Origin of the sequence: Pseudomonas sp. 2725 (assembly GCF_050434585.1) — a bacterium.
Taxonomy (GTDB): Bacteria; Pseudomonadota; Gammaproteobacteria; order Pseudomonadales; family Pseudomonadaceae; genus Aquipseudomonas; species Aquipseudomonas jessenii.
Genome location: NZ_JBNDIV010000008.1, coordinates 53,843 through 80,242 on the forward strand (window position 1 = coordinate 53,843; position 26,400 = coordinate 80,242).

Annotated in this window: 22 protein-coding genes; 14 read left to right on the forward strand and 8 right to left on the reverse strand. The window is 62.1% G+C overall.

What is annotated here, in order from left to right; translation table 11 throughout:
• Positions 1 to 105: 105 nt before the first annotated feature.
• The 3 genes from ABIE16_RS22405 (at position 106) to phnX (ending at position 3,242) form a co-directional block, all read left to right on the forward strand.
• A complete protein-coding gene (locus ABIE16_RS22405) occupies positions 106 to 1,401 on the forward strand; it encodes an MFS transporter (protein ID WP_349736191.1) in 1,296 nt (431 codons plus the stop codon).
• 54 nt (positions 1,402 to 1,455) lie between these two features.
• Positions 1,456 to 2,328, forward strand: a complete 873-nt coding sequence (locus ABIE16_RS22410) for a LysR substrate-binding domain-containing protein (protein WP_056727874.1) — start codon at positions 1,456 to 1,458, stop codon at positions 2,326 to 2,328.
• Positions 2,329 to 2,414: 86 nt separating this feature from the next.
• On the forward strand, positions 2,415 to 3,242 hold the full coding sequence (gene phnX, locus ABIE16_RS22415) for a phosphonoacetaldehyde hydrolase (RefSeq protein ID WP_102675516.1): 828 nt from the start codon (positions 2,415 to 2,417) through the stop codon (positions 3,240 to 3,242).
• 41 nt (positions 3,243 to 3,283) lie between these two features.
• On the opposite strand, the gene ABIE16_RS22420 is transcribed toward phnX, so the two are convergent.
• Complete coding sequence (locus ABIE16_RS22420) at positions 3,284 to 4,057, reverse strand: AraC family transcriptional regulator (protein ID WP_429521963.1); 774 nt, start codon at positions 4,055 to 4,057, stop codon at positions 3,284 to 3,286.
• 133 nt (positions 4,058 to 4,190) lie between these two features.
• On the opposite strand from ABIE16_RS22420, the gene ABIE16_RS22425 reads away from it, so the two are divergent.
• The 7 genes from ABIE16_RS22425 (at position 4,191) to ABIE16_RS22455 (ending at position 12,497) form a co-directional block, all read left to right on the forward strand.
• Positions 4,191 to 5,411: an MFS transporter gene (locus ABIE16_RS22425; RefSeq protein WP_429521964.1), complete on the forward strand. Its 1,221-nt coding sequence runs from the start codon at positions 4,191 to 4,193 to the stop codon at positions 5,409 to 5,411.
• A 171-nt stretch (positions 5,412 to 5,582) separates the two neighbouring features.
• Entirely contained in the window at positions 5,583 to 6,407 is an 825-nt protein-coding gene (locus tag ABIE16_RS22430) for a response regulator transcription factor (RefSeq protein ID WP_057715261.1), read from the forward strand.
• 549 nt (positions 6,408 to 6,956) lie between these two features.
• Complete coding sequence (locus tag ABIE16_RS22435) at positions 6,957 to 8,072, forward strand: ABC transporter ATP-binding protein (RefSeq protein ID WP_429521965.1); 1,116 nt, start codon at positions 6,957 to 6,959, stop codon at positions 8,070 to 8,072.
• A gap of 39 nt (positions 8,073 to 8,111) precedes the next feature.
• Positions 8,112 to 9,254 carry an ABC transporter substrate-binding protein gene (locus ABIE16_RS22440; protein WP_429521966.1) on the forward strand — a complete coding sequence of 381 codons (1,143 nt, stop codon included), beginning with the start codon at positions 8,112 to 8,114 and terminating at the stop codon, positions 9,252 to 9,254.
• A gap of 31 nt (positions 9,255 to 9,285) precedes the next feature.
• On the forward strand, positions 9,286 to 10,203 hold the full coding sequence (locus ABIE16_RS22445) for an ABC transporter permease (RefSeq protein WP_057715264.1): 918 nt from the start codon (positions 9,286 to 9,288) through the stop codon (positions 10,201 to 10,203).
• 1 nt (position 10,204) lies between these two features.
• Entirely contained in the window at positions 10,205 to 11,032 is an 828-nt protein-coding gene (locus ABIE16_RS22450) for an ABC transporter permease (protein ID WP_057715265.1), read from the forward strand.
• Positions 11,025 to 12,497 (forward strand): aldehyde dehydrogenase family protein, encoded by a 1,473-nt coding sequence (locus ABIE16_RS22455; protein WP_429521967.1) that lies wholly within the window; start codon positions 11,025 to 11,027, stop codon positions 12,495 to 12,497. The genes ABIE16_RS22450 and ABIE16_RS22455 overlap by 8 nt, the downstream gene beginning before the upstream one ends.
• Positions 12,498 to 14,161: 1,664 nt before the next feature.
• On the opposite strand, the gene ABIE16_RS22460 is transcribed toward ABIE16_RS22455, so the two are convergent.
• The 7 genes from ABIE16_RS22460 to ABIE16_RS22490 all read right to left on the reverse strand — a co-directional run bounded on the left by ABIE16_RS22460 (position 14,162) and on the right by ABIE16_RS22490 (position 21,515).
• Positions 14,162 to 15,544, reverse strand: a complete 1,383-nt coding sequence (locus ABIE16_RS22460; protein WP_057715267.1) for an LLM class flavin-dependent oxidoreductase — start codon at positions 15,542 to 15,544, stop codon at positions 14,162 to 14,164.
• A 34-nt stretch (positions 15,545 to 15,578) separates the two neighbouring features.
• Positions 15,579 to 16,424, reverse strand: coding sequence for an amino acid ABC transporter permease (locus tag ABIE16_RS22465; protein WP_154910494.1), 846 nt, complete (start codon positions 16,422 to 16,424; stop codon positions 15,579 to 15,581).
• Positions 16,421 to 17,242: an ABC transporter substrate-binding protein gene (locus ABIE16_RS22470; protein WP_429522075.1), complete on the reverse strand. Its 822-nt coding sequence runs from the start codon at positions 17,240 to 17,242 to the stop codon at positions 16,421 to 16,423. The genes ABIE16_RS22465 and ABIE16_RS22470 overlap by 4 nt, the downstream gene beginning before the upstream one ends.
• 189 nt (positions 17,243 to 17,431) lie before the next feature.
• The gene (locus tag ABIE16_RS22475) at positions 17,432 to 18,400 is read right to left on the reverse strand and encodes a DHH family phosphoesterase (protein ID WP_429521968.1); all 969 of its coding nucleotides are present in this window, start codon (positions 18,398 to 18,400) and stop codon (positions 17,432 to 17,434) included.
• A gap of 12 nt (positions 18,401 to 18,412) precedes the next feature.
• Positions 18,413 to 19,201: an SDR family oxidoreductase gene (locus ABIE16_RS22480; RefSeq protein ID WP_223502086.1), complete on the reverse strand. Its 789-nt coding sequence runs from the start codon at positions 19,199 to 19,201 to the stop codon at positions 18,413 to 18,415.
• Between the two features lie 32 nt (positions 19,202 to 19,233).
• Positions 19,234 to 20,403, reverse strand: coding sequence for a sulfotransferase family protein (locus ABIE16_RS22485; protein WP_218498302.1), 1,170 nt, complete (start codon positions 20,401 to 20,403; stop codon positions 19,234 to 19,236).
• A complete protein-coding gene (locus tag ABIE16_RS22490) occupies positions 20,400 to 21,515 on the reverse strand; it encodes a DUF1214 domain-containing protein (protein WP_159389773.1) in 1,116 nt (371 codons plus the stop codon). Before ABIE16_RS22490 ends, ABIE16_RS22485 begins: the two co-directional genes overlap by 4 nt.
• Before the next feature lie 209 nt (positions 21,516 to 21,724).
• Here ABIE16_RS22490 and ABIE16_RS22495 point away from each other — a divergent pair, with 209 nt between their 5' ends.
• The 4 genes from ABIE16_RS22495 (at position 21,725) to ABIE16_RS22510 (ending at position 26,398) form a co-directional block, all read left to right on the forward strand.
• The gene (locus ABIE16_RS22495; protein WP_057715274.1) at positions 21,725 to 22,195 is read left to right on the forward strand and encodes an SRPBCC domain-containing protein; all 471 of its coding nucleotides are present in this window, start codon (positions 21,725 to 21,727) and stop codon (positions 22,193 to 22,195) included.
• The gene (cysD, locus tag ABIE16_RS22500; protein WP_256353645.1) at positions 22,137 to 23,204 is read left to right on the forward strand and encodes a sulfate adenylyltransferase subunit CysD; all 1,068 of its coding nucleotides are present in this window, start codon (positions 22,137 to 22,139) and stop codon (positions 23,202 to 23,204) included. The genes ABIE16_RS22495 and cysD overlap by 59 nt, the downstream gene beginning before the upstream one ends.
• Positions 23,204 to 25,096 (forward strand): sulfate adenylyltransferase subunit CysN, encoded by a 1,893-nt coding sequence (cysN, locus tag ABIE16_RS22505; RefSeq protein WP_057715276.1) that lies wholly within the window; start codon positions 23,204 to 23,206, stop codon positions 25,094 to 25,096. Before cysD ends, cysN begins: the two co-directional genes overlap by 1 nt.
• Positions 25,097 to 25,225: 129 nt before the next feature.
• Positions 25,226 to 26,398 (forward strand): helix-turn-helix transcriptional regulator, encoded by a 1,173-nt coding sequence (locus ABIE16_RS22510; protein ID WP_154862271.1) that lies wholly within the window; start codon positions 25,226 to 25,228, stop codon positions 26,396 to 26,398.
• Positions 26,399 to 26,400 lie beyond the last annotated feature (2 nt).

A 26,400-nucleotide genomic window follows, 5' to 3' on the forward strand; every position in this document is an offset into this window, starting at 1 on the left:
CACTGCCAGCGGCGTAACGAGCCGCGACGATTTCCTGCTGCACCTGAAAAAGAGTGCACCCTGCGATGCAACTCGCAGGGACCGAACAAGAATAAGGAAAAGATCATGAATCGGGCCCAAACCATGCCAGGTCTCGCCGTACACACCGCATCGTTTCGCGTCGCCCAGTGGCGGATGCTGCTGGCAGCGATGTTTTGCTATCTGTTTTTCTACACCGGACGCCAGACCTTCGGTTTCGCCATCCCGGGTATCCAGGCCGAATTCGGCCTGACCAAGGAAACCCTCGGCTGGGTTTCGGCCGCGATGCTCTGGGCCTACGCCATTGGCCAGGCCATCAACGGCAACCTCGCCGACAAATTCGGTGGCCGGCGCATCATGACCCTGGGCGCCGTACTGTCCTGCGGCGCCAACTGGGTGACCAGTTTCGCCAGCGGTTTCGCCGGGCTGATCCTGCCCTGGGGGATCAATGGCTACTTCCAGGCATTGGGCTGGGCACCGGGCAGTCGGCTGATCTCCAACTGGTGGAGCGCGGGCGAACGCGGCAAGGTCTATGGCTTCTATGTGTTCGCGGCCGGCTGCGCGTCAGTGCTTTCCTACGTGACCTCGATCGTCGTGCTGGAAGTGATGCAACTGGAGTGGCGCTGGATCTTCCGCCTGCCCGTGTTGCTCATGCTGGCGGGCGGCATCATCTTTTACCTGGTAGCCCGCGAGCGTCCGCAAGACCTGGGTTTCGAGCCGCCTGCCGACACCGGTGTGGCCAATGCCGAGGACAAAAGCCATGAAGTGGCCCAGGGCGAAGTCGAAACCTCCGCGCAGCGTTACAAGGCTGTGCTGAAAAACTTCCGCCTGATCATCGCCGCCGTGTCCCTGGGTTTCCAGAACGCCGCCCGCTACGGTTTGATTGTCTGGGTGCCGGTGCACTTCCTGGGTGCCAACTGGAAAAGCGGCGACAGCATGATCGATCCGAAATGGATCACCGTGGCCCTTCCCGTCGGCATGGCCATCGGTGCGCTGAGCAACGGCTGGATCTCGGACAAGCTGTTCGGCTCCAAACGCTACCTGGCGATCATGCTCTACATGTTCCTCGGCGCGGCGACCAGTATGTGGATGTGGACCCTTGCCCCCCACAGCGCAACCGGCCTTGTGGCCTTGTTCCTCTGCGGTTTCTTCGTGTACGGCCCCGCTTCCAGCTTCTGGGCGCTGTGCCCGGACCTGGTGGGCGCCAAGCGCGCCGGCACCGCGACCGGGGTGATGAACTTCTCGTCCTACCTGTTCGCCGGCCTGGCGGAACCGCTGATCGGCAGTATGCTCGACAGTACCGGCAACACCTCGCTGATTTTCATCGTGGTCACCAGCGCCTGCCTGTGCAGCGCGTCGGTAGCGTTGTTCATCAGGCGTTGATCGCCCGACCAGGCAGATTGAATCGAAGACAGCGGCTCAGGAACAGGATCGTCTATGTACCAGTACCACAAGTGGCTACGTTCATTTCATGCCGTGGCGAAGACCGGCAGCTTCACCCTCGCCGCTGAGTATTTGAGCGTCGGCCAGCCCACGGTCAGTGAGCAGGTCAATGCCCTGGAAAAGAAGTTTTCCGTGGAGCTGTTCCATCGCCGCGGCCGCTTTATCGAAATGAGTGCCGCCGGGCACCAGCTCTACGCGATCACCCAGGGCCTGTTCGGCCAGGAGGATGAAGCCGTGCAATTGCTGCAAAGTTTCAAGCAACGCAAGACCGGCATGCTGCGCCTCGGCGCGGTGTCGCCGCCGATTGCCATGAACCTGACCTACGAACTGATGCAACGGCACCCGGACATCGAGCTGGAAACCTCGTTCTCCCCGGAAAAAGAGACCCTGGATCGTCTGTTCAACTTCGATATCGATGTGGCGATCCTGGCGTTGTCCGAATTCGACCAACGCTTTGACACGCAGCTTTACCGGCGTTACCCGATCATTGCCGTGGTGCGTGACGACCATCCATGGGCCCGGCAGAAAGAAGTGCATGTCGAGCAGATCAGCGAGGAGAAATGGGTGCTGCGCGAAAAAAGCTCCCGCACTCGTCAACTGGTGGAGGAAAGCTGCAAGCACCTGGGCGTTGCACTGAACTGCGTCATGCAGTTGAACAGCCGCGAAGCCATCGTGCATGCCATCGCCAAGGGCATCGGCATCGGTTTCGTCTCGGCCGTCGAGTACGCCGAAACCCCAGGCACCAAACCGATCACCTTCGTCAATCACCCGTTTTCCATCGACTACCACCTGTGCTGCCTGGGCATTCGCCGAAACCGCCCAATGATCGCGGAGCTGTTCGACTCGAGCCCGATACCGGCCACCTGATTTCGTCTCACCCTTGAGCAATCCATAGGCCTACTTCCTGGTGACAGGAGGGACGGCCTGCCCACAACAAAAAATGGAGAAACACCATGAACTACCAACAACCGACCCAACTGCAAGCCGTGGTTCTGGACTGGGCCGGCACCGTCGTCGATTTCGGCTCCTTCGCCCCCACGCAGATTTTCGTCGAAGCCTTCGCCGAGTTCGGCGTCGCCGTCTCGCTGGAGGAAGCGCGAGGCCCGATGGGCATGGGCAAGTGGGATCACATCCGCACCCTGTGCAATCAACCGCAGATCGCCGAACGCTACCGTGCCGTGTTTGACCGCCTGCCAACCGATGATGATGTCACCGCACTGTACGAGCGGTTCATGCCACTGCAGATCGAGAAAATCGCCCTGCACTCGGCCCTGATTCCCGGCGCGCTGAACACCATCGATGCCTTGCGCGACAAGGGCCTGAAAATCGGTTCCTGCTCCGGTTACCCGGCCGTGGTCATGGAAAAAGTGGTCGAGCTGGCGCGGCACAATGGCTACGTGGCAGACCATGTGGTGGCCACCGACGAGGTGCCGAACGGCCGCCCCTACCCGGCCCAGGCCTTGGCCAACGTGATTGCCCTGGGAATCAGCGATGTCGCTGCCTGTGTCAAGGTCGACGACACCTGGCCCGGCATCCTCGAAGGCCGTGCCGCCGGGATGTGGACGGTGGCGCTGACCTGTTCCGGCAACGCCCTGGGCTTGACCTACGAGCAATACAAGGCCCTGCCCTCCGACAGGCTGGACAGTGAGCGGGCCCGCATCGTCAGGATGTTCGAAGGCTCCCGCCCGCACTACCTGATCGACACCATCGTCGATCTGCCGGCGGTCATCGAAGACATCAATGCCCGGTTGGCACGAGGTGAAACACCGCAAGGATCCTGACCTGATTCAGGCATCAAGCGGCCGTCCCACGGGCGGCCGCCTCACTTGAAAAAATCGCTCGGCGTCTTGCCGAACTGCTTCTTGAACATGGTCGTGAATGCGCTTGGGCTGTCGTATCCCAGCTCCCCGGCGATGTCGATGATCTTCTCCCCGACGGCTATCCGTTCCAGCGCCAACAGCAGTCGCGCTTGCTGGCGCCATTGGCCGAAAGTCATGCCGGTTTCCTTGCGAAACCTGCGCTGGATGGTTTTGGCGTCGAGGCTCAACCGGGCGCTCCAGTCCGACAACGTCGAGCCATCCCCAGGGTCACGCTGCAACGCACTACAGATCAGGTTGATACGTTGGTCGGCGGGCTGCGGCAGGTTCAATGGCAAGGTCGGCAGGATCGTCAGTTCATCCAGGATCAGCCGCAGCACCCGGGCTTCCCGCGAGTCCGGATTGCAGGCGAAGTCGAAATCGACCGAGACCTTGATCAGCTCGCTCAGCAACGCGGAAACACTCACCGCCCGGGTTTCGGCGGGCAGATCCAGGCTCGCGTCAGGGTGCACGAAAACACTGCGCATCTTGATCGCCCCCACACAGCGAATCGAATGCACTTCACCGCTCGGCATCCAGATGCCACGGCTCGGCGGCACCGTCCATTGGCTGGTGGCGGCGTGCACCACCATCACGCCTTCGATGGCATAGATCAGTTGATGCTTTTCATGGGAGTGCGGCGGGATGAACCAGTTTTCCGGGTAGTCGGTCGCACTGCTGCGTACGCTCCAGCCGCCCTGGTCGATCTCCGCGAGAAATGTCTGCAATGGTTTGATCATGACGCCCTTTTTGCGATGGTCCACGCCCGAGTTGCGCGAGACGGGCGCCATTGAGGCCCCTAGGATAACGCCGAACCCTGAAATTGGCTGCGCCTTGCGTTCGCAGTTCGCGTTTTTATCCGGAAACTCGCCTATGTCGACCACTACCCTGAGCTCTCCCTCACCCACCGCTTCGGTGGCCAGCCAGGCCAGCCCCATGGTCATGCGCGTCATCGGCGCCTGTGCGCTGGCGCACCTGATCAACGACCTGATCCAGGCCGTGCTGCCGTCGATCTACCCGATGCTCAAGGCCAGTTATGGCCTGAGTTTCACCCAGGTCGGCCTGATCACCCTGACCTTCCAGCTCACCGCCTCGCTGCTGCAACCGTGGATCGGTTTCTACACCGACCGTCATCCCAAACCGTGGCTGTTGCCGGCCGGCATGGTCTGCACCCTGATCGGTATTCTGATGCTGTCGATGGTCGGCAGCTTCCCGGCCATTCTCGTGGCCTCGGCGCTGGTGGGGGTTGGTTCGTCGACCTTTCACCCGGAGACCTCGCGGGTGGCGCGCCTGGCTTCGGGCGGTCGCTACGGCCTGGCGCAGTCGACCTTCCAGGTTGGTGGCAACGCCGGTAGCGCCTTCGGTCCGCTGTTGGCCGCCGCGATCATCATTCCCTATGGCCAGGGCAACGTCGCCTGGTTCGGCCTGTTCGCAGTGTTTGCCATCCTCGTGCAGTACGGCCTGAGCCGCTGGTATCGCAATCACCTGAACCTGTTCAAGCTCAAGCAAGGCAGCAAGGCCACCCACGGCCTGTCGAAACGGCGGGTGACATTCGCCCTGGTGGTGCTGGCGCTGCTGGTGTTCTCCAAATACTTCTACATGGCCAGCTTCACCAGTTACTTCACCTTCTACCTGATCGAGAAGTTCGACCTGTCGGTGGCCAGTTCGCAGCTGTACCTGTTCCTGTTTCTTGGCGCCGTCGCGGCGGGCACGTTCTTTGGTGGCCCGATCGGCGACCGGATCGGCCGCAAGCAGGTGATCTGGTTTTCCATCCTCGGCGCCGCGCCCTTCACCCTCGCCCTGCCCTACGTCGACCTGTTCTGGACGGGTGTGCTGAGTATGATCATCGGCTTCATCCTCGCCTCGGCGTTCTCGGCCATCGTGGTCTTCGCCCAGGAACTGGTGCCCGGTAACGTCGGCATGATCGCCGGGGTGTTCTTCGGCCTGATGTTCGGTTTCGGCGGGATCGGTGCCGCGCTGCTGGGGCACCTGGCGGATATCCATGGCATCGAGTACGTGTACACGCTGTGTTCGTTCCTGCCTTTGCTGGGAATTCTGACGATCCTGTTGCCTTCGACTCGGAGTGCTCGCTAAAGGATTCAGCCGATCATTTTTGATACCTGCCCTGTAGCACTCGGTAACACCAAGCCCTGTTGCGGTGCGTCTTTGCCACGACGCACCGCCAACCGCCGCGCTTCACACGGGCAATACCGCCATGGCGTACTTTGTGCATCCAAAGGCCATCCTCTTCTGCCTGTAGCCGCCATGCGCCCCAAGGAACTGAAACTCTGGACCACCGGTGTCGCCCACCTGCTCGACCTGCCTGCCGGGCATGGGCGGTTGTCGGGGTTGAGCCATTGGCTTCGGCAAATCTGCCCGGTCGATCATTTCGTGTTGTTTGTCTACGAAGGCAATCACCGGCCACTGGCGTTGTTCGATACGTTCTCGGCGGACAAGCGGGCGGTGTATGTCGACGACTATCAGTGCGGGCCTTACCTGCTCGATCCCTTCTACCTGGCCTGTACACGCGGGCAAGCGCCGGGGCTGTGGCGTCTGCGCCAGTTCGCCCCCGACCACTTCTACCTCGGCGAATACTTCCTGACCTATTACCAGCAAACCGGACTGGCCGAGGAAGTGGCGTTCTTCGTCGACCTCGGCGGTGGCGCCATGGCGGTGTTGTCGCTGATGCGCTCCAGCGCCAGCTGTGCATTCAGCCGGGACGAAATGCAACTGGTCGAGTGCGCGCAAGCGGTGGTCGAGCAGGTCATCAATGAGGCCTGGCGCTTGCGTCAGGCTCAGGAACCGCGACCGGCGCAGGACCTGGACTTCAAGATCCGCGAAGCCTTCGACCAGTTCGGTGCGCACATCCTCACCGGGCGCGAGCAGGAAATCGTTCAACTGTTGCTGCGCGGCCACTCCAGCGCCTCAGTGGCCGAACAACTGAACATCAGCCCCGGCACGGTAAAGATTCACCGCAAGAACATCTACGCCAAGCTGGGCATCGGCAGCCAGTCGGAGTTGCTGGGGTTGTTTATTCGAGAGCTGACGGAGGATCCGTTGCAGGCCCCCGGCCTCAAGCTGCAAGCCTGATCCCTGTCGGCTAGCAGCCCCCCCTGTGGGAGCGGGCTTGCTCGCGATTGCGGCCTTACATTCAACATCCATGTGTCTGACACACCGCCATCGCGAGCAAGCTCGCTCCCACAGTTCTATCGGTGATCTGGAGATTGTGGTCAGGGCGGATCAAGCTGATCCAGCGCCCCTGGGCTCAGTTTGCAGGTTAATACCTGTCGGTTGGCAATAATCCCTTGTGGGAGCGAGCTCGCTCGCGATTGCGGCCTTACATTCAACATCCATGTGTCTGACACACCGCCATCGCGAGCAAGCTCGCTCCCACAATGGTCGGCGGTGTAAACAAAATTTGTATTCACCTCAAATCCCTGTAGGAGCGAGCCCGCTCGCGATGGTCGTTAACGATTACGCGTGATGACTGGCTCAACGCAGTGCGCTTGGGTCCATCGCGAGCAAGCTCGCTCCTACGACAATCCGCTTCTATCCCCCAAGGGATATATACACCGCAAAACCCCGATTGCTAGTTTGGCCCCCAACGCACTGATTCATCACTGCAAGGGAGCCCGTCTCGTGAACAACACCCCGCCAAGCGATATCGAATTCTGCAATGTGGTCAAACGCTATGGCGAGGTGCAGGCCGTCGGCGGTCTGGATTTCGCGGTGCGCCGTGGCTCGTTTCATTCCTTCCTCGGCGGCTCGGGCTGTGGCAAGACCACCACCTTGCGCATGATCGCCGGCTTCGAACAGCCCACCAGCGGCGAGGTCCGCTTGGCCGGCAAGAGCGTTGCCGGCGTGCCGGCCTTCGAGCGACCGGTGAACATGGTGTTCCAGCATTACGCGCTGTTCCCGCACCTGACCGTGGCGCAGAACATTGCCTACGGCCTGCGCTATCGCACCCCGCGCCCTGACAAAAAACAGCAACTGCGCATGGCCGATGAGGCGCTGGAGATGGTACGCCTGAGCGGCTTCGGCCAGCGCAAGCCGAGCGAACTGTCCGGCGGCCAGCAACAGCGTGTCGCCCTCGCCCGTGCGCTGGTGAACAAGCCGACGGTGTTGCTGCTCGACGAACCACTGGCTGCGCTGGACCGCAAGCTGCGCAAGGAGATGCAATCGGAATTGCTGCGTTTGCAGCGCGAGGTCGACATCACCTTCGTGCTGGTCACCCACGACCAGGAAGAAGCCCTGTCGATGAGCGACAGCATCAGCGTGATGCACAACGGTTCGATCATCCAGACCGCCACTCCGGAACAACTCTATGAAGCCCCGGCCAGCCGCTATGTGGCGGATTTTATCGGCGAGTCCAATCTGTTCGACGGCACCGTGCGCCAGCTCAACGGCAACTCCGTGGTGCTGCGCACCGAGCAAGGGCTGGAACTGACCAGCCCCCTCACCCCCACCGGCAAAGCCCTGAGCGCCAACGCCGCCGGTTGCATTGCGGTGCGGCCTGAGCTGATCAGCATCGCCGGGGCCAACGCCGAGATGACCCGGGAAGTGAAGCTGCCGGGCTGCGTCGAAGATCGCATTTATCTGGGCAATTCCACCGAGTACCGCGTGCGCACCCAGGCCTTTGGCGTGGTTTGCGTGCGGGTGCCGCGCCAGCAGGATCACGGCGCCAATGCATTCGAACACGGCGCGGCAGTGCGCGTCGGCTGGGATCACGCCAATGGCCTGGCCATGGCGTTGTAAATCATCGATTCGTTTCATCAACCGGATGTGGAGCGTGCTATGGACCAGAAGACTTTTATAAAAACCCTGCGCAGCTGGCAGAACGGCTCGATCAGCCGCCGTGAGTTCCTTGGCCGCACGGGCCTTGGGATCGCCGCCGCCGTGGTCGCGACCAACATGCCCGGCCTGCTGACCTCCACCGCAGAAGCCGCCGAGCAAACCAAGCTCGGTGATCGCCTGTCGCTGGCGACCTGGCCGAACTACCACAGCCAGGAAAACCTCGACGCCTTCGGCAAGACCACAGGCGCCCGGGTGTCGATGAGCGTGTTCGGTTCCAACGAGGAAATGCTCGCCAAATTACAGGCCGGCGGCAGTGGCTGGGACGTGCTGGTGCCGACCAACTACACCATCAGCACCTACGTCGGCCTGGGCCTGATCGAGCCGCTGGACCTGTCGCGCATCCCCAACTTCGACGCCTCGGCGTTCCAGCAAAAGTTCATGGCCCAGGGCACGGTGGACGGCAAGGTCTACGCGGTACCGAAAAACTGGGGCACCACCGGCATGCTCTACGACGCCGGCAAACTGAAAAACGGCCCAGCCAGCTGGAAGGAATTCTGGGCCGCCGCCCAAGGCCCGGCCAGTGGCCGGACAATGGTCCACGACTACCAGTTGACCGCCATCGGCAACGCGCTGAAAAGCTTTGGCTACAGCTTCAACTCCCTGGACCCGAAAGAACTGGCCGATGCCGAAAAGCTGCTGATCGAGGTCAAACCACACCTGTTCGCGATCAACTCCGACATCCAGCCGTCGATGCGCAGCGGCGATGCCTGGCTGGCCATGTCGTGGACCGGCGACGCCTCGCAACTGCACCGCGACAACGCGCAAATGCAGTTCGAACTAGGTAAGGAAGGTGGCGAACTGTGGAGCGACTTCTTCGCGATTCCGAAAAGTTCGGAACACAAGGACGCCGCCTATGCCTTCATCAACTACCTGCTCGACCCGCAGCACAACAAGCTGGAAGTGCTGAGCCACGGCTACCCGAGCGGCGACAAGCGTGTCGACGCGCTGCTGCCTGTGGCGATGCTCGACGATCCGATCATGTACCCGGCCGCCGAGGCCCTGAGCCCGCTGGAGTTCGGTGCCGCCGCGACGCTGACCAGCCCGGCGCGCGCCGAACTGATGGCGCGTTTCAAGTCCGCCTGATCGCTTGACCATGGCCAATGAGGAGTCACCCATGAATGCCGCCGCCCACCCGCAAACGGTGCAGCCGGGCCATGCCCTGTCGGTCGAGGTTCGCCAACGGCGCAGCCTCGGCCGGCGCATTACCCTGCTGATGCTCTTGCCTTCGACCCTGTGGTTCCTGCTGCTGTTGTTGATGCCGCTGGTGATCATCCTGGTCTTCAGTTTCGGCGAGCGCAGCGCCGTGGGCGGTTACGCCGGTGGCTTCACACTGGCCAACTACCTGAACCTCGGTTCTCGCGGCGCGGCGTTCAGCAACACGCTGATGTTGGCGCCGCTGGGCACCCTGGTGTGCCTGGTGGCGGCTTATCCATTGGCGTACTTCCTTGCGGTCAAGGTCACAAGGAACCGCTCGCTGTTGCTGACCCTGGTGATCGTGCCGTTCTGGACCAGTTTCCTGATCCGCACCTACGCGTGGATTTTCATCCTCAGCGGCAAGGGCATCCCGGCGCTACTGGCCAGCCTGGGTCTTGAGGATGTACGGCTGATCAACACGCCGTGGGCGGTGCTGATCGGCATCGTCTACGGCTACCTGCCGCTGATGGTGTTCCCGATCTACGTCAGCCTGGAAAAACTCGACAAACGCCTGCTCGAAGCCTCGGCGGACCTCGGTGCCAGCGCCTTCGAAAGCTTCCGCCGGATCACCCTGCCGCTGTCCGCGCCGGGGATCATCACCGGGGTGATGCTGGTATTCATCCTGCTGATGGGCGAGTTCCTGATCCCGGCCATTCTCGGCGGCGGCAAAGTGTTCTTTGTCGGCAACGCGCTGGTCGACCTGTTCCTGCAATCGCGCAACTGGCCGTTCGGCAGTGCGCTGGCCATGACGTTGGTGGCGATGATGCTGCTGATCATCGGCGTGTATTTGAAACTGGTGGCGCGCTACGGCGGCCGCCCTGCCGACGGAGGCCTGTGACATGTGGCTGCGCAGCTATTCAACCTCGCTGTACCTGTTTCTCTACGCGCCGATTGCCTTGATCGTCCTGTTCAGCTTCAACGCCGGGCGCAGTGGCCTGGCGTTCCAGTGCTGCTCGGTGCAATGGTTCGGCACCGCATTCGGCAACCCGTTCATCATGGAAGCTCTGGGCAACAGCGCGCTGATCGCCTTCAGTTCGGCGGTGATCGCCACGCTGTTCGGCACCCTGGCGGTGTTCGGCCTGCAGCGTTGCGGCGCCAAGGTGCGGATGCTGTTCGATGCCCTGACCTATTGCGCGATCATCGTGCCGGGCATCGTCATCGGCATCTCGACGCTGATTGCCTTCATCAGCCTGTTCGACCTGATCAACCCGTTGCTGGCGAGCTGGTTGCCGACGGTACCGAAGTTGAACATGGGGTTCTTCACCGTGATCGCCGCGCATTCGCTTTTCACCATGGCACTGGTGATGGTGATCGTGCGCAGCCGCGTCGATTCCCTGGACAAGGCCTTGCTGGAAGCCTCGGCGGACCTGTACGCGCCACCGATGGACACCTTCTGGCGGGTGACCCTGCCGCAGATCAGTCCTGCGATCATGGCCGGGTTCCTGTTGGCGTTCACCTTCAGCTTCGACGATTTCATCATCGCGTTCTTCGTTGCCGGTTCCGAAACGACGTTGCCGATCTACATCTTTTCCTCCATCCGCCGTGGCGTGACGCCGGAGATCAACGCAATTTCCACGGTAATCATCTGCGTGTCGCTGGCCCTGCTGTTCACTTCCCGCCATCTGCAAAACCGCCGCACCGGCGTCCAGGAGTCGCACCATGCGTGATCAGCTCTATATCAACGGCGAATGGGTCAGCCCGGACCTGGGCGGCTATCTGGACGTGATTGATCCGGCTACCGAACAGGCCTTCCACCGCGTGGCGGCAGGCACCGAAGAAGACGTCGATCATGCCGTGCGTGCGGCCCGGCGTGCCTTCGACAATGGCTGGGGCCAGACCAGCGGCGCCGAGCGCGGGCAATGGCTGGAGGCGCTGGCCGATGAACTGGAAAGTGGCCAGCAGGCGCTGGCGGAACTGGAAGTGCGCGACAACGGCAAACCCTTGCCCGAAGCGCAGTGGGACATTGGCGATGCTATTGGTTGCTTTCGTTACTATGCCGGGTTGGCCCGCGAACTGGATAAGCAACAAGATCAGCCGCTGGACTTGCCGGACGCGCGTTTCCGCTGCCGCATCCGCCACGAACCGATTGGCGTGGCCGGGCAGATCATTCCCTGGAACTACCCGCTGCTGATGGCCGCGTGGAAGGTTGCGCCGGCTTTGGCTGCCGGGGCCACTGTGGTGTTGAAGCCGTCGGAACTGACGCCGCTGACCGCCCTGGAACTGGCTGCCGCCGCCGATCGTATCGGCTTGCCCGCCGGGGTGTTGAACCTGGTCACCGGCCTCGGCGCCGATGCCGGCAGCCCGCTCACTGAGCATCCGGGGGTGGACAAACTGGCCTTCACCGGCAGCGTGCCCACCGGCGCGAAAATCATGTCGGCAGCGGCCCGCGACATCAAGAACATAAGCCTGGAACTGGGGGGCAAGTCTGCCTTTATCGTGTTCGACGACGCCGATGTCGAAGCCGCCGTGGAGTGGATTTTGTTCGGGATTTTCTGGAACCAGGGCCAGGTGTGCAGCGCCACGTCTCGTCTGCTGGTGCAGGAAACCATCGCTGCGCGCCTGATCGAACGGCTGGTGGAGGAAACCCGCAAGATCAGCATTGGCCCAGGCATGCAGCCCGGCGTGCTGCTCGGTCCGCTGGTCAGCCAGGGCCAGTACGACAAGGTGCTCGGCTTCATCGACCAGGGCCTGGCCAGTGGCGCCCGTTTGCTCACGGGCGGACGGCGACCGGCGCACTTGCGCGAAGGTTACTTCGTCGAGCCAGCGATTTTCGACGAGCCTGGTCACAGCAGCATTCTGTGGCGCGAAGAAGTGTTCGGCCCGGTGCTGTGCATCAAGCGCTTCAAGACCGAAGAGCAAGCGCTGCAAATGGCCAACGCCAGTCGCTTCGGCCTGGCCGCTGCCGTGATGAGCGCGGACTTGCAACGCACCGCCCGGGTCGCCAACCAGTTGCGTGCAGGGATCGTCTGGGTCAACTGCTCGCAACCGACCTTCGTCGAAGCCCCCTGGGGCGGCATGAAACACAGCGGCATCGGCCGCGAACTGGGCCAATGGGGGCTACACAATTACCTGGAGGTCAAACAGGTGACCGAGTACGTCAGCGACCAGCCTTGGGGGTGGTACTTGAAGTAATCAGGTCAAACTGTGGGAGCGAGCTTGCTCGCGATAGCGGTGGGTCAGCCAGTATCTCTGTTGGATGTACCGGCCTCTTCGCGGGCAAGCCCGCGCCCACAGGGATGGTGGCCAACCGCAGGTTTGGCGTTCACTGAAGATCAAAACTGTGGGAGCGAGCTTGCTCGCGATAGCGGTGGGTCAGCCAACATCTCTGTTGGATGTGCCGGCCTCTTCGCGGGCAAGCCTGCTCCCACAGGGATGGTGGCCAACCGCAGGATTAGCATTCACTGAAGATCAAAACTGTGGGAGCGAGCTTGCTCGCGATAGCGGTGGGTCAGCCAATATCTCTGTTGGATGTGCCGGCCTCTTCGCGAGCAAGCCCGCTCCCACAGGGATGGTGGCCGGTCGTTGGATTGGCGTTCACTGAAGATCAAAACTGCGGAAGCGAGCTTGCTCGCGATAGCGGTGGGTCAGCCAGTATCTCTGTTGAATGTGCCGGCCTCTTCGCGGGCAAGCCCGCTCCCACAGGGATGGTGACCAGCCGCAGGATTGGCGCTCACTGAAGATCAAAACTGTGGGAGCGAGCTTGCTCGCGATAGCGGTGGGTCAGCCAATATCTTTGTTGGATGTGCCGACCTCTTCGCGAGCAAGCCCGCTCCCACCGGGATTGTGACTAGCCGCAGGATTGGCGTTCACTGAAAGTCAAAACTGTGGGAGCGAGCTTGCTCGCGATAGCGGTGGGTCAGCCAGTATCTCTGTTGGATGTGCCGGCCTCTTCGCGGGCAAGCCCGCTCCCACAGGGATGGTGACCAACCGCAGGATTGGCGTTCACTGAAGATCAAAACTGTGGGAGCGAGCTTGCTCGCAATAGAAGTGGGTCAGCCAGTATCTCTGTTGAATGTGCCGGCCTCTTCGCGAGCAAGCCCGCTCCCACAGGGATTGTGACCAGCCGCAGGATTGGCGTTCACTGAAGATCAAAACTGTGGGAGCGAGCTTGCTCGCGATAGCGGTGGGTCAGCCAATATCGCTGTTGAATGTGCCGGCCTCTTCGCGGGCAAGCCTGCTCCCACAGGGATGGTGGCCAACCGCAGGATTGGCGTTCACTGAAGATCAAAACTGTGGGAGCGAGCTTGCTCGCGATAGCGGTGGGTCAGCCAGTATCTCTGTTGGATGTGCCGGCCTCTTCGCGGGCAAGCCCGCGCCCACAGGGATGGTGGCCAACCGCAGGATTGGCGTTCACTGAAGATCAAAACTGTGGGAGCGAGCTTGCTCACGATAGCGGTGGGTCAGCCAACATCTCTGTTGAATGTGCCGGCCTCTTCGCGGGCAAGCCCGCTCCCACAGGGATGGTGGCCAACCGCAGTATTGGCATTCACTGAAGATCAAAACTGTGGGAGCGAGCTTGCTCGCGATAGTGGTGGGTCAGCCAGTATCGCTGTTGAATGTGCCGGCCTCTTCGCGGGCAAGCCCGCTCCCACAGGGATTGTGACCAGCCGCAGGATTGGCGTTCACTGAAAGTCAAAACTGTGGGAGCGGGCTTGCTCGCGATAGCGGTGGGTCAGCCAGTATCTCTGTTGGATGTACCGGCCTCTTCGCGGGCAAGCCCGCTCCCACAGTGTCCCGGGATTAGCTGACTGGCATTAGCCTCTGGAGAGCCGCTTTTTTTTCAGGACTGTCGCGCCCTAAAAACCTTTATCAAAGCGGAATGAGGCGCCGTAGGCAGAGTCCGGTAAATGGCTGGCGCCATCGTCCCGTAACCGCGAACGGAAAGTACCGCTCTGTGGCTGGGTACGATACAAGCCGCGTTTTTGCAGTTCAGGAATGATCAGTTCAACGAAGTCCTCAAGGCTGCCCGGGCTGATCAGCGGGTTGAGCATGTAGCCGCTGGTGCCGGAAATACGGGCGTGCTCTTCGATCCGATCGGCCACTTGTTGCGGCGTTCCCACCAAAATCAGATCACTGCCCCGGGTGACATTGGCAAAGCGCTGTTTGACATCGCCGGCGGTCAAGGGCTTGCCACTGCCATCAGGGCGCATCACATAGGAAGTCATGCCTTCGGTGTGAGTGGACAACGCGTCGCTGTCCGCGTAGCGGCTGATGTCGATACCGGTATCACCGGCATAGCTCACCAGTTGCGCCTGCAAGTGATAGTTGCTTTGCAGTTCGTCATATTTACGTTGGGCTTCGATCTCGGTCCTGGCTGTGACGATGCGAAGTACCGTCAGTGATTTGACATCCCCGGCATGACGCCCCCGTGCCCTGGCCTGCGTCCATATATCTTCCAATCCCTGGCGAATCTCCAGCGGGTTGGACTTGGCGATGAAAATCAGTTCGGCGTGCTTGGCCGCAAACTCGCGGCCGCGGCCTGACCAACCGGCCTGGATCAGCAAGGGTGTGCGTTGCGGTGACGGGGATGTCAAATGCGGCCCGGCCACCCGGTAATGCTCGCCAACATGATTGATCGGTCGCACGCGATCGCCCTTGGCATAGACCTGGCGAGACTTGTCGGCAACCACGGCATCGTTTGCCCAGCTGCCTTCCCAGAGTTTGTAGACCACATCGAGAAATTCATCTGCGCGTTCATAGCGATCATCGTGCTTGATCATCTGCTCCAGGCCGAAGTTGCGAGCGGCGCTGGTCAGGTAGGAGGTGACGATGTTCCAGCCGACCCGGCCATTGGTCAGGTGGTCCAGCGTGCTGAAGCGCCGGGCGTGGGTGAAAGGATGCTCGTAACTGGTGGTGACAGTGACGCCGAAGGCGAGGTTTTCCGTCACGGCGGCCAATGCCGGGATGATCATCAACGGGTCGTTGGCCGGTGCTTCCACCGCCCACTTCATGGCCGCGTCGGCATTACCGCCAAACACATCGTAGAAACCCAGCACATCACCAAAAAACAGCATGTCGAGATGAGCCTGGTCGGCGATGCGTGCCAGGTTCGACCAGTAGCCCAGCGAGTTGATGGTCAGTCGCTCGTCAGCCGGGTGCGTCCAGAGGCTCGGCGCGCCACCACAGCCAACGCTGGCTTGCTCGTATAACGCAAACAACAGAGGTTTTGGATCGGACATCGTAGTACCTGTAAAAAGTCATTAAACGGACGGGTCAGCGCTGATGCTTGAAACCTTTGCCGTAGTGGCGTTCAAGACGGTTCTGTATCAACTCCAGTCCAATGGAAAGGAGCCAATAGATAACGGCTGCGGTGGTGAGCATTTCGATGTAGCGGTAAGACGAGCGACCGTACGACTGCGCCAGGAACATCACTTCCCAGACACCCATCACCGATATCAACGATGAGTCCTTGAGCATTGAAATGAACTGACTGGTTGTCGGGGGAATGATCGTGCGCATGGCTTGCGGCAGGACGATGTGCAGGAACGTTGCCGCCGGCCCCAGCCCCAGAGCCATCGCCGCTTCGCGCTGTCCGGGTGCTACAGCCATGATGCCGGCACGAAAAATCTCGCTGAGGTAGGCACCGTAATTGAGCGACAGCGCAATGATTCCCGCGCTGATGGCGCCCGGCACGACACCCAACTGCGGCAGCCCCAGGTAGATCAGCAGGATCTGGATCAACAGTGGAGTACCGCGAAAGAAAGACGCATAGAAACTGGCAACGCCGAAAGCCACTGCACTGCGAGACAGGCGCGCCAGTGCCGTCACGAAGCCAAGGAGCAACGAAAGCCAGATCGAACAGAAGCACAGGAACAGTGTCAGCGCGGCGCCTTGCAAGAAACCGTCAGGCCCCAAATGCAGGCCGACCAGATTGGGCAGCTTCTGCACAATGATCGAGAACTTCAGATCGAAGCTCATGAAAAACATGACGCACAGGCCAAACAGCACTGCCCAGGTCAAATACAGGCGAGTGCGAAAACCAGGTATCGGGCTGAAACGACGCGTCTCGGTTTCGGGGGCGACAGCCGTCTTGGCCGGGTGTGGATTGAGGGCTGTCATTGGCTGATATCGGCACCGATCCACTTCTGTGAAATCTTGCTTAATGTGCCGTCGGCCTTGAGCTGGGTGACAACCTCAGTGACTTTGGCATTCCATTGCGGATCACCCTTTTCGATCGCTACCACATTGGGCTCTGCATACAGCGTGTCGCCGGCAATTTTAAAGCGAGGATCCTGGGCGATGCGTTCGCGAGCAGTGATGAGGTTGGTGACCATGGCATCCAGGCGCACGCCCGTGCCCAAGGCCAGATCCTGGAAAGCTACCGTTTCGTTGTCGTATGGCGCGATCTGGACGCTTTCGAATGGATAGCTCAACGGCTTGTCCTCGGCGCCCTCAATCACCAGATCCTTGTTCAAATAGGCTTCATAGGTCGACGCACTGATCACGCCGACTTTTTTACCTGACAGATCCTTGCCCGTGACAATGTTCTTGTCTTTGGCATTGACCACGATCACGGCCGGTGACTGGTAATACTCCACCGGAAAGTCGAACACTTCGGCCCGTGCCTTGCTCGGGGTCATCGAGCAGACGCAGATGTCATATCGTCCGTTCCAGCGGCCGGCAGCGATGACATCCCAAGACGGTGTCTGCAGCTTCAGCTTCACCCCTAGCCGTTGCGCAACGGCCTTGGCGACATCGACGTCAAACCCGTCCAGTTGGTTCTGTTCATTGAGAAAGGAGAATGGCGGATAGCTTTCCATCAGAACGCCGGTCAGCTCCCCGCTGCTGGTTACGCGATCCAGGGTGGCGCCCGCGAAAGCCGTCGAGCAGGTAGCCAGTAATGCCAAGCCAAATGGTAAAAGCGCCTTAGTGTTCACAGACAAGTGCTCCAATCGATTCAAAATACTGAATAGATTAAAACGCACTATAAAAATAGTTTGTACTAGCTTTATGGAATATAAGACTGCGTTCAAGCTATATTGGATCAAGCGGTTCAGGTGCTTGAACCGCTGACTTTTGGTGGCAAGCAACACCCCGACAGATCCGGTCCGGGCGTTGCCCTTTGCTCAGCGATAGCAATCGAGCAGGCGTGCGGCGACTTCCTTCAATTGCGCGTCGGCCAGACGGTTGATCCCGGCAGCACGCTTGCGCCCGCCCCCCGTTGGAAACTGCCGGCAGAAGGCATCCGCCGTCAGCCCGGCCTCTTCCGGTACCCGCAGGCTGAACGCCCAGTCACCGTCCGCCCTGGCGCTGAGCAAGCCGATCGCCTTACGTGGCGCACCGGCCGCCAGTTGGTTGGCCAGCACACCACTGACCCGCCGCGCCCAGGGTTGCGCGGGCAGGCGGTACAGCTGCGCGCCCCGTCCCTCGTGCCAGGGTTCAAGACCTGCGGCTGCAGCCATGTCGGCGGCGTGGCCGGTGCGCAGGGTGGTGAAGCTTGTGCTGTGGCGGATGAAGTCCAGCGGGTCGTGATAAGGCAGCAGCTCGGCGGCCAGCGCCAGCGGCTCGAAGTGCAGGTCCGACAGGCTGTCGCCATAGGCGTTGTAGTTGAGCAGCAGGCCCAGTTCCTCCAGGGCCTGCACCTCGTTGCTGGCCAGGCCATGCTGCGACGCCAGCACCCGGGCCGGACCGGCCAGGCCGTCACCAAAGGCAGCCGCCACCGCCCAGCGGTGATGACGCCCGTCCAGGTAGGTGTTGACCAGCAGGCTGGTGCACACCTGGGCGGCCGTGTCGATGAAGGACTCGAATGCCGGATGCCGCGGCAGTTCGCCAGCAAAGTGGTGGTCGAAGTAGCGTACCCGGGCGCCGGCGTCGAGCAGGCGCCGGGTGGCCTCGCGGTTCTGCTCGTGGGCCACGTCCAGCACGGTGACCCGCTCGCCGGGCCCGGCCTGGACCCGGCGCAACAACTCGATGTCGCGCTTGACCCCGCTGACCAGGCGCACCTGCGGATCCAGTTCACCCGCCAGGCGCAACTGCTGCAGGGCGCACAGACCGTCGGCATCGCCGTTGAAAGCGCAGTGATCGATTGTGTTCATCTGCCCTGCTCCTCAGTACATGACTTCGCCGCCGTTGGCATCGAGTTGCGCACCATTGATCGCACTGGCGTAGTCCGATGCCAGAAACAACGCAGCGCGGGCGCACTCCTCGTCGCTGCGCATGCGCCCGCCGGGGATACCGGCACTGAACTCGGCGCGCACCTGTTCTTCGCTGACACCCCGGGCGGCAGCACTCTGGCGTACCAGGGCTTGCACCGGCTCGCCCCACATCCAGCCACAGGCCAGAGCGTTGACCCGCAAACCGTGGGCCGCCTGCTCGCTGGCCAGGTAGCGCACGCTGGCTGCCAGGGCGCTTTTCGACGCGGCATAGGCCGCCCCACCCTGATACGGTTTGCGCACGCCCAGGGTGTTGATCATGACGATCGCCCCCGCGCCCTGCGCGCGCATTGGCGCCAGCACCGCGCGGCTCATGTTCAGCGAGCCCAGCAGGTTGACCTCCAGGGCCTCGCGCAGCGGGTCGTTGTCCGCCTCGTCCACCGCCTGGAAACCGCCATGGGAAAAGGCGCTGTTGATCAGCGCATCGATACGGCCGAATTGCTCGAGGGTGGCTTCGGCGAAACGATTGCAGGCCTGCACATCGGTGATATCGGTGGCCACGCACAGTACTTCGCAATGCCCGGCGACCGCCTTGATGCGCTGTTGCGCCTCAAGCAGTCGGCCCTTGTCGCGGGCGCCGATGGCCACGGCCCGCGCCCCTTCGCGCGCGGCCTCCAGGGCCAGTTTGATACCCAGCCCGGGGCCGACGCCCGAGACCATCACGACTTTGTCTTTAAGCAGCATGGGATGAATCCTCTTATTGTTATGGGGCAGGCTCAGGCGCTCAGATGCCGGGCGCGGTACTCGGCGTAGTCACGCTGCAGCAGCGCATCGCTGAGGCCGAACTGGTCAGGGCTGTAGTGATGGGCAGCGCGTTTTTCCCGGCCATTGACGGACAACCATTGGCCCATCTCTGCCTGAACCTTTGCCGTGCATTCAAGGCCGGCGAAGCGATAGATGCGCTCGACCACTGCCTGGGGCGCGGCCAGGGTGTCTTCGAACTGCACATCGAGAAAGCGCCCGGCCGGCATGCCTTCGCGCACCGCCATGGCATGGCGCAAGGCCCGCGCCATGCGCCGGTTCCACTGCTCGCCGACGGCTTGGGCATCGGCCTGGTCGCTGTACAGCTGCCACAGGGTATGGATGAAGCTGGCCAGCGAGGGAATGGTCCTGGCCGGTTCGCGATGGGTGAGCACCACTTGCGCACCGGGGAACACTTCGAACAACAGCTCCAGGGTATGCAGGTGCTGCGGGCTCTTGAGCAACCAGCGCCGGCCGGGGGCGATGCCACGGCGTGCCTGCTGCCATTGCAGGAACTGCAGGGAGCGCTTGAGGTAACGGTAGACCTGAGTCTGGTCCTGACGGTCGAGCCAGGTGGTGTAGCTGGGGACGTTGACGTAGGAGTCCATGGCGCAGAGGAACGAGTGCTCCATCAGCATGAACTCTTCGTCGGGCTGCTCGGCGTCCAGTGGGTGAATGGCCAGCAATTGCGGAAGGAACTCGACCATCGCCGCCACTTCGGCGCGCGCCCGACCTAGGCGCTGCAACGGCTGCTCCAGGGTCTCCCCATCGAGGGGCGCCGGGTAGCGGGTTTCCCACCACTGCGCCTTGCTGAACTGCGGGTCCACCGCCAGGGTGCGTTGCAGCAGCGTGGTGCCGGTGCGTGGCAGGCCGACGATCACCAGTGGGTCGTTGATTTCCAGCTCGAGGATTTGTGGGTAACGCCGACAGTGATCCTCGATGATCAGACGGTTGACCAGTTGCGCCAACAGTTTCTCACGCAACAGTCCGCGCCCCGACACTGATAGCCGCGCTTCTTTTTCCAGGGCGTCAGCCAGCACCACCAGGCCCTGGCGAAAATCGCCGGGGCCGAAATCGTCGAGGCCGCCCGCACGTGCGCAAGCTTCAGCCAGCAAGGCATCCAGGGCGAAGTCATTGGCACTCATCGCACAAGCTCCTTCAGATCATTGAGTTTGACCACGCGTGTCGTTGGCTGCACCGGCTGCTTTGCTCCCACCCATCGCAGGCAGAGGGTGCCATGGGGATGGCCGGCAGTTTCCAGCCAGTTCGCCAGACCAGGGTCAACGCAGCAGAGGATCATGCGCAAGCGGCCATCCGCCTCCAGTTGCGCCGACTGTTTGTTCAGACAGATGCGGTGGTAGCGGTAGTCGAGCGACTCCATCCAGTAGTTGTTGATCTGCACGTTCCAGAAATCGCAGTCGGGCACCTGATCGACCTCGATCAGCAATGCCTCGTCATCAGCCAGAGCCCAGTAGGAGTGGTAATAGAAAATGTTCGGGTCGCCCCCCACCGACTGGCACAGTGCCTGGTCGGCGGCGGGCAGTTGATTGGTGTGTTTCTGATAACCCTGAGCCCAGTCGGCGAATAACCGCGCGGTGTTCTCGACGAAACTTCCCACCCGCTGCAGGCTTTGTTGCAAGCGCGGCGCATTCAGCGGTTCGGGTGTCTGGCGGGCATTGAGGCGTTCAATGCGCAGTTGCGCCGGCTGCTCGCTGCTACGGTCCAGAAAGGTTTGGCGGACAATCAAGGCATTGCTCTGCGGTTCGAGCCGCAGCCAGTTACCGATGCCGGGTGGATGCTGGCTGAGGATGATTTCGAAGTTGCCTTCGGCATCCGACTGCAACATGCCTGCATCGAGAAAGCCGGTCTGGATCATCTTGCCATCCGTTTCGTAGCCCCCCTTCTGGGAACCGAAACTGAGGTAGGCAACACTGCCGCGCTGGCCGCTGACCCGATACTCGTGCGCGCCGTTGAGGCGCGCATAGCTATACAGATTATCGGGGTTGTCGGCGCCAATTTTCGCGGTTTCATGGGAGGGAGTGATGAAGCCCGGGAAGTCCGGATCGGCAAATTCCAGGTGCATTTCCAGTGCAATGCGCAGCAAACGCGTGAGATAGCGAAATCCTTCGGCGCGGGTCTGCACATCGGCCGGAGCCTCGGCGCGCAATATTTGCTCGCCGCTGCGCCGCAGTTGCTCGCAGAAGAGGTTCCAGCTTTCGCCGCTGAGCACCTCCTGATCAATCCTGTCTGTAACCATGTCGGTCTCCTCTGTTGGCGGAAAGTCCGCCGCTGCCAGTGACCTTAGGGAGCACCCCCTTGCCGATTCTTCGTCCAAGCGGACTAAATCGCCTGCTAGTCCGCACGGACGAGGAGCCGTGCGCCGTGAGCGGCGAGGATCGCGCCTGAGCCCATGGCTTACTTCCCGCCGCAGTTCGTGGCGCGCAGTCATCCTCAGAGGAGTTACCCATGACCGCAGAGAAAAATCTGGTCCGTTCAGTGACCGTGGACATCGCCGCACCGGCCGAATTTGTCTGGTCGGTACTGATCGACCTGGTGCGTTATCCGCAGTGGAACCCCTACACCGTCAAGGTCGAGTCCAGCTTGCGACTGGGCGAACCGGTCAATCTGTTTCTGCCCGATCCGGGACGACCTGGTGAACTGCTGCACGTGATCGAGTACCTGGCTGACTTCGAACCCCACCGGTTACTCGCCTGGGAGATGTATGCCAACGCCGACAATCCCGACGCTGCCCGTCGCGAGCAGCACATCGAGCCCACCGGCGCGGCCAGTTGCCGCTACCACACCACCGACCAGTTCCTCGGCGCCACCGCCGACCAGGTCATGACCGATCATGGCGCTTGGGTCAAACAAGGGTTCGATGCCGTTGCCCACGCCCTCAAGATCCGTGTCGAGACGCTGTACGCGTCCGTCGCGTGACCTGCAGCTGCCGGCGCCTCTTCGTCCAAGCAGACGAAGAAGTGCCGGCGGTGCTTTACCTACCGTGGTGTTCAGCCGGCGCCAATCCCGGCAGAACTCGAGGAGGTATTCGATGTTGACTCATCTGCAATGGCTGGAAGCGGAAAGCATCCAGATCATCCGTGAAGTGGTGGCCGAGTGTGAAAACCCGGTGATGCTCTACTCCATCGGCAAGGACAGCGCGGTCATGCTGCACCTGGCGATGAAAGCCTTCGCCCCGGGCAAGCCGCCCTTCCCCCTGCTGCACGTGGACACCACCTGGAAGTTTCGCGAAATGATCGCCTTTCGCGACCAGACCGCCGAACGCCTGGGCCTGGAACTGCTGGTGCACATCAACCCCGAAGGCGTGGAAAAGGCCATCGACCCTTTCATCCACGGCTCGGCCTTGCACACCGATGTGTGGAAGACCCAGGGCCTGAAGCAGGCCCTGGACCACTACGGTTTCGATGCCGCGTTCGGCGGCGCCCGGCGCGACGAGGAAAAGTCGCGGGCCAAGGAGCGGGTGTTTTCGCTGCGCTCCGAGCAGCACCGCTGGGACCCCAAGCAGCAGCGCCCGGAGCTCTGGCACCTGTACAACACACGCAAGCGCAAGGGTGAAAGCCTGCGGGTGTTCCCGCTGTCGAACTGGACCGAGCTGGATATCTGGCAATACATCTACCTGGAACAGATCCCCATCGTGCCCTTGTACTTCGCCAAGGAGCGCCCGGTGGTACGCCGTGACGGCACGCTGATCATGGTCGACGACGAGCGCCTGCCGCTGCTGCCCGGAGAAACCCCGGAACTGCGCAAGGTGCGCTTCCGCACCCTGGGCTGCTACCCGTTGACCGGCGCCATCGACAGTGACGCCGACAACCTGCCGGCGATCATCGGCGAAATGCTGGTCAGCCGCACCTCGGAACGCCAGGGCCGCCTGATCGACAGCGACTCGGCGGGCTCCATGGAGAAGAAAAAACAAGAGGGGTATTTCTGATGAACGCAATCACCGACGCACGCAATGGCGACCTGACGCCCTACCTGCAACAACAGCAGAACAAGCAGCTGCTGCGCTTCATCACCTGTGGCAGTGTCGACGACGGCAAGAGCACCCTGATCGGCCGACTGCTGTATGAATCCAAGGTGTTATTCGAGGACCAGCTTGGCCAGCTTGAAGCCGACTCGAAAAAGCTCGGCACCCAGGGTGACGAACTGGATTTCGCCCTGCTGGTCGACGGCCTGAGCGCCGAGCGCGAGCAAGGCATCACCATCGATGTAGCTTATCGCTTCTTTGCCACCGACAAGCGCAAGTTCATCGTCGCCGACACCCCCGGCCACGAACAGTACACCCGCAACATGGTCACCGGCGCGTCCACCGCCGACCTGGCGGTGATCCTCATCGACGCCCGCCAGGGCTTGCTGACCCAGACCCGCCGGCACAGTTACCTGGTGTCGCTGCTGGGCATCCGCAAGGTGGTGGTGGCGATCAACAAGCTCGACCTGGTGGACTACTCCCAGGCGGTGTTCGAGCGCATCGAAGCCGAGTATCGCGCCTTCGCCGCACAGATCGGCCTGCAGGATATCCAGTGCATCCCGCTGTCGGCGCTGCGCGGCGACAACATGCTCCAGGCCAGCCCCAACACGCCTTGGTACCAGGGCCCGAGCCTGCTTGCCTACCTTGAAGACGTACCGCTGGAGCAGGACCGGCAGAGCCAGGCAGCGTTCCGTCTGCCGGTGCAGTGGGTGAACCGGCCGAACCTGGATTTTCGTGGCTATTGCGGTAACGTCGTGGCTGGCAGCGTGCGCGTCGGCGAGCGCATCCGGGTGCTGCCCTCGGGCCAGCAGAGCGAGATCACCGGCATCCTTGGCAGCGCCGGGGAGCAGCAGCAAGCCCTGTGCGGCCAGGCCGTGACCCTGACCCTCAAGGACGAGATCGATATCAGCCGCGGCGACCTGATCGCCCTGGCCGACACCCCGCCGGCGGTGGCCGACCAGTTCGAAGCGACCCTGGTATGGATGGACGAACAGCCCCTGCTGCCGGGGCGCCCGTACCTGATGAAGATCGGTTGCCGCACCGTCGGCATGAGCTGCGCCAACCTCAAACACCGGGTCGATGTGAATAGCCTCGAGCACCTGGCGGCCAAGACCCTGGAGCTGAACGGCATTGGCGTATGCAACCTGCACCTGGACCGGCCGATCGCCTTCGATGCTTATGCCGACAACCGCGATACCGGGGGCTTTATCGTTATCGACCGCCTGAGCAATCGCACGGTCGGTGCCGGCATGCTGCACTTCGCCTTGCGTCGTGCGCAGAACGTGCACTGGCAGGCCATCGACGTCAACCGCGAGGCCCACGCCGCGCTCAAGGGCCAGTCGCCACGGGTGCTGTGGTTTACCGGTTTGTCCGGCGCGGGTAAATCGACCATCGCCAACCTGGTCGAGCGCAAGCTGCATGCCCTGGGCCGGCACACCTATCTGCTCGACGGCGACAACGTGCGCCACGGCCTGAACCGCGACCTGGGCTTTACCGAAGCCGACCGGGTGGAAAATATCCGCCGGGTCGCTGAGGTGGCCAGGCTGATGCTCGATGCCGGACTGATCACCCTGGTCTCGTTCATCTCGCCGTTCCGGGCCGAGCGTGACATGGCCCGCAGCCTGGCCGGTGACGGCAACTTCCTCGAGATCTTCATCGATGCGCCGCTGGCCCTGGCCGAGCAGCGCGACCCCAAGGGCCTGTACCTCAAGGCCCGGCGTGGTGAGCTGAAGAACTTCACCGGCATCGACTCGCCCTACCAGCCGCCAGTGGCGCCGGATATCCATATCGACACCCGGCACGAGTCTGCCGAGGCCGCCGCCGAACGCATAGTCGAAGCCCTGCTGGCGCTGTAAGAGCTACCGGGCGCAGCCTGCCCCTTGGGCATGCGCTGCGCCCGTCAGTGCCTAGGCCAAACGGACGATTTTGCCGCCGTGACCCCGGTCGATACTCGCCCATGACAACACGCAGCCAAAGAGGCGCGCATGACCCTGCCCTTTTCCACCTGCCCGGACCTGCACGCCAGCATCGACATCCCCTCTGCCGAGCTCAGCAACCTGCTCGGGCTGGTCTACCACGGCACGCTGGAGCCCACGCCCTGGGCCAGTTTGCTGGAAGCCCTGCGCCAGCGATTCGCCGCCAGCTTCTTCACCCTGGTGCTGCGCAACCCCGACCATGAACGCCCCGGGCTGATCGTCAATGCCTCGGTGCATGGCGCGCTGTTGCCCGGCGAGCCCTCTTACAGCGAACACTTCTATTCGATCTGCCCGTTCCTCGACTGGCCCGCGGACCAGGTGGCCAGTGCCGACCAGGTGCTAGGCACGGAGGCCTGGCTGGCCCATGATTTCTACCGCAACTACCTGCACCCCCTGGACCTGCGCGATGTGCTGGTGGCCAACATGCGCACCGCCGCCGGCATGCACTGCGCACTGTTCGCCTGCCGCGACCACGCCAGCGAAGCGTTCACCCCGGCGCAGATCAACCTGATCCGCCTGTTGCTGCCGCACCTGCAACAGGCGGTGGACCTGCACTCGGCGGTGGATCAACTGGATGCCGAACGCCAGCTCTACGCGGCAACCATCGACCGCCTGATGGTGGGCACGGCCATCCTCGACGAGAACGGCCGGATGATGCGCTGCAACCGTGCCGCCCAGCGCCTGTTCGACAGCCATGACGGTCTGGAGTGCAAGCACGACAAGCTCTGTGCCTTCGCCAACCATGAGAACCGCACACTGCAGCAGGCCATCCAGGCCGTGTTGAAACAACGCCCCCGCGGCCTCGACGACCTGCAAGTCCTGACCCTGTCGCGGCCCAGCGGTGAGATGCCGCTGAACCTGCTGCTGCGCCCGATTGCCATGAACTACCAGACCCACAACAGCGCCCGACGCCCGGCAGTGGTGGTGTTCATCCGCGATCCCGCCGACTCGCCACAAGCCTCGCGTGACCTGCTGCGTAGCCTGTTCCAACTGACCCGCACGGAAACCGAAGTGGCCATGCTGGTCATGGACGGCCAGACCCTCGATGAGACAGCCGAGGCACTCGGGGTTTCGCGCAACACCGTGCGCGCTCACTTGCGCGGTGTATTCGCCAAGACTGGCGCCACGCGCCAGGCGCAACTGGTCAAGACCTTGCTCAATAGCGTGGCGTCGTTGGGGTAGAT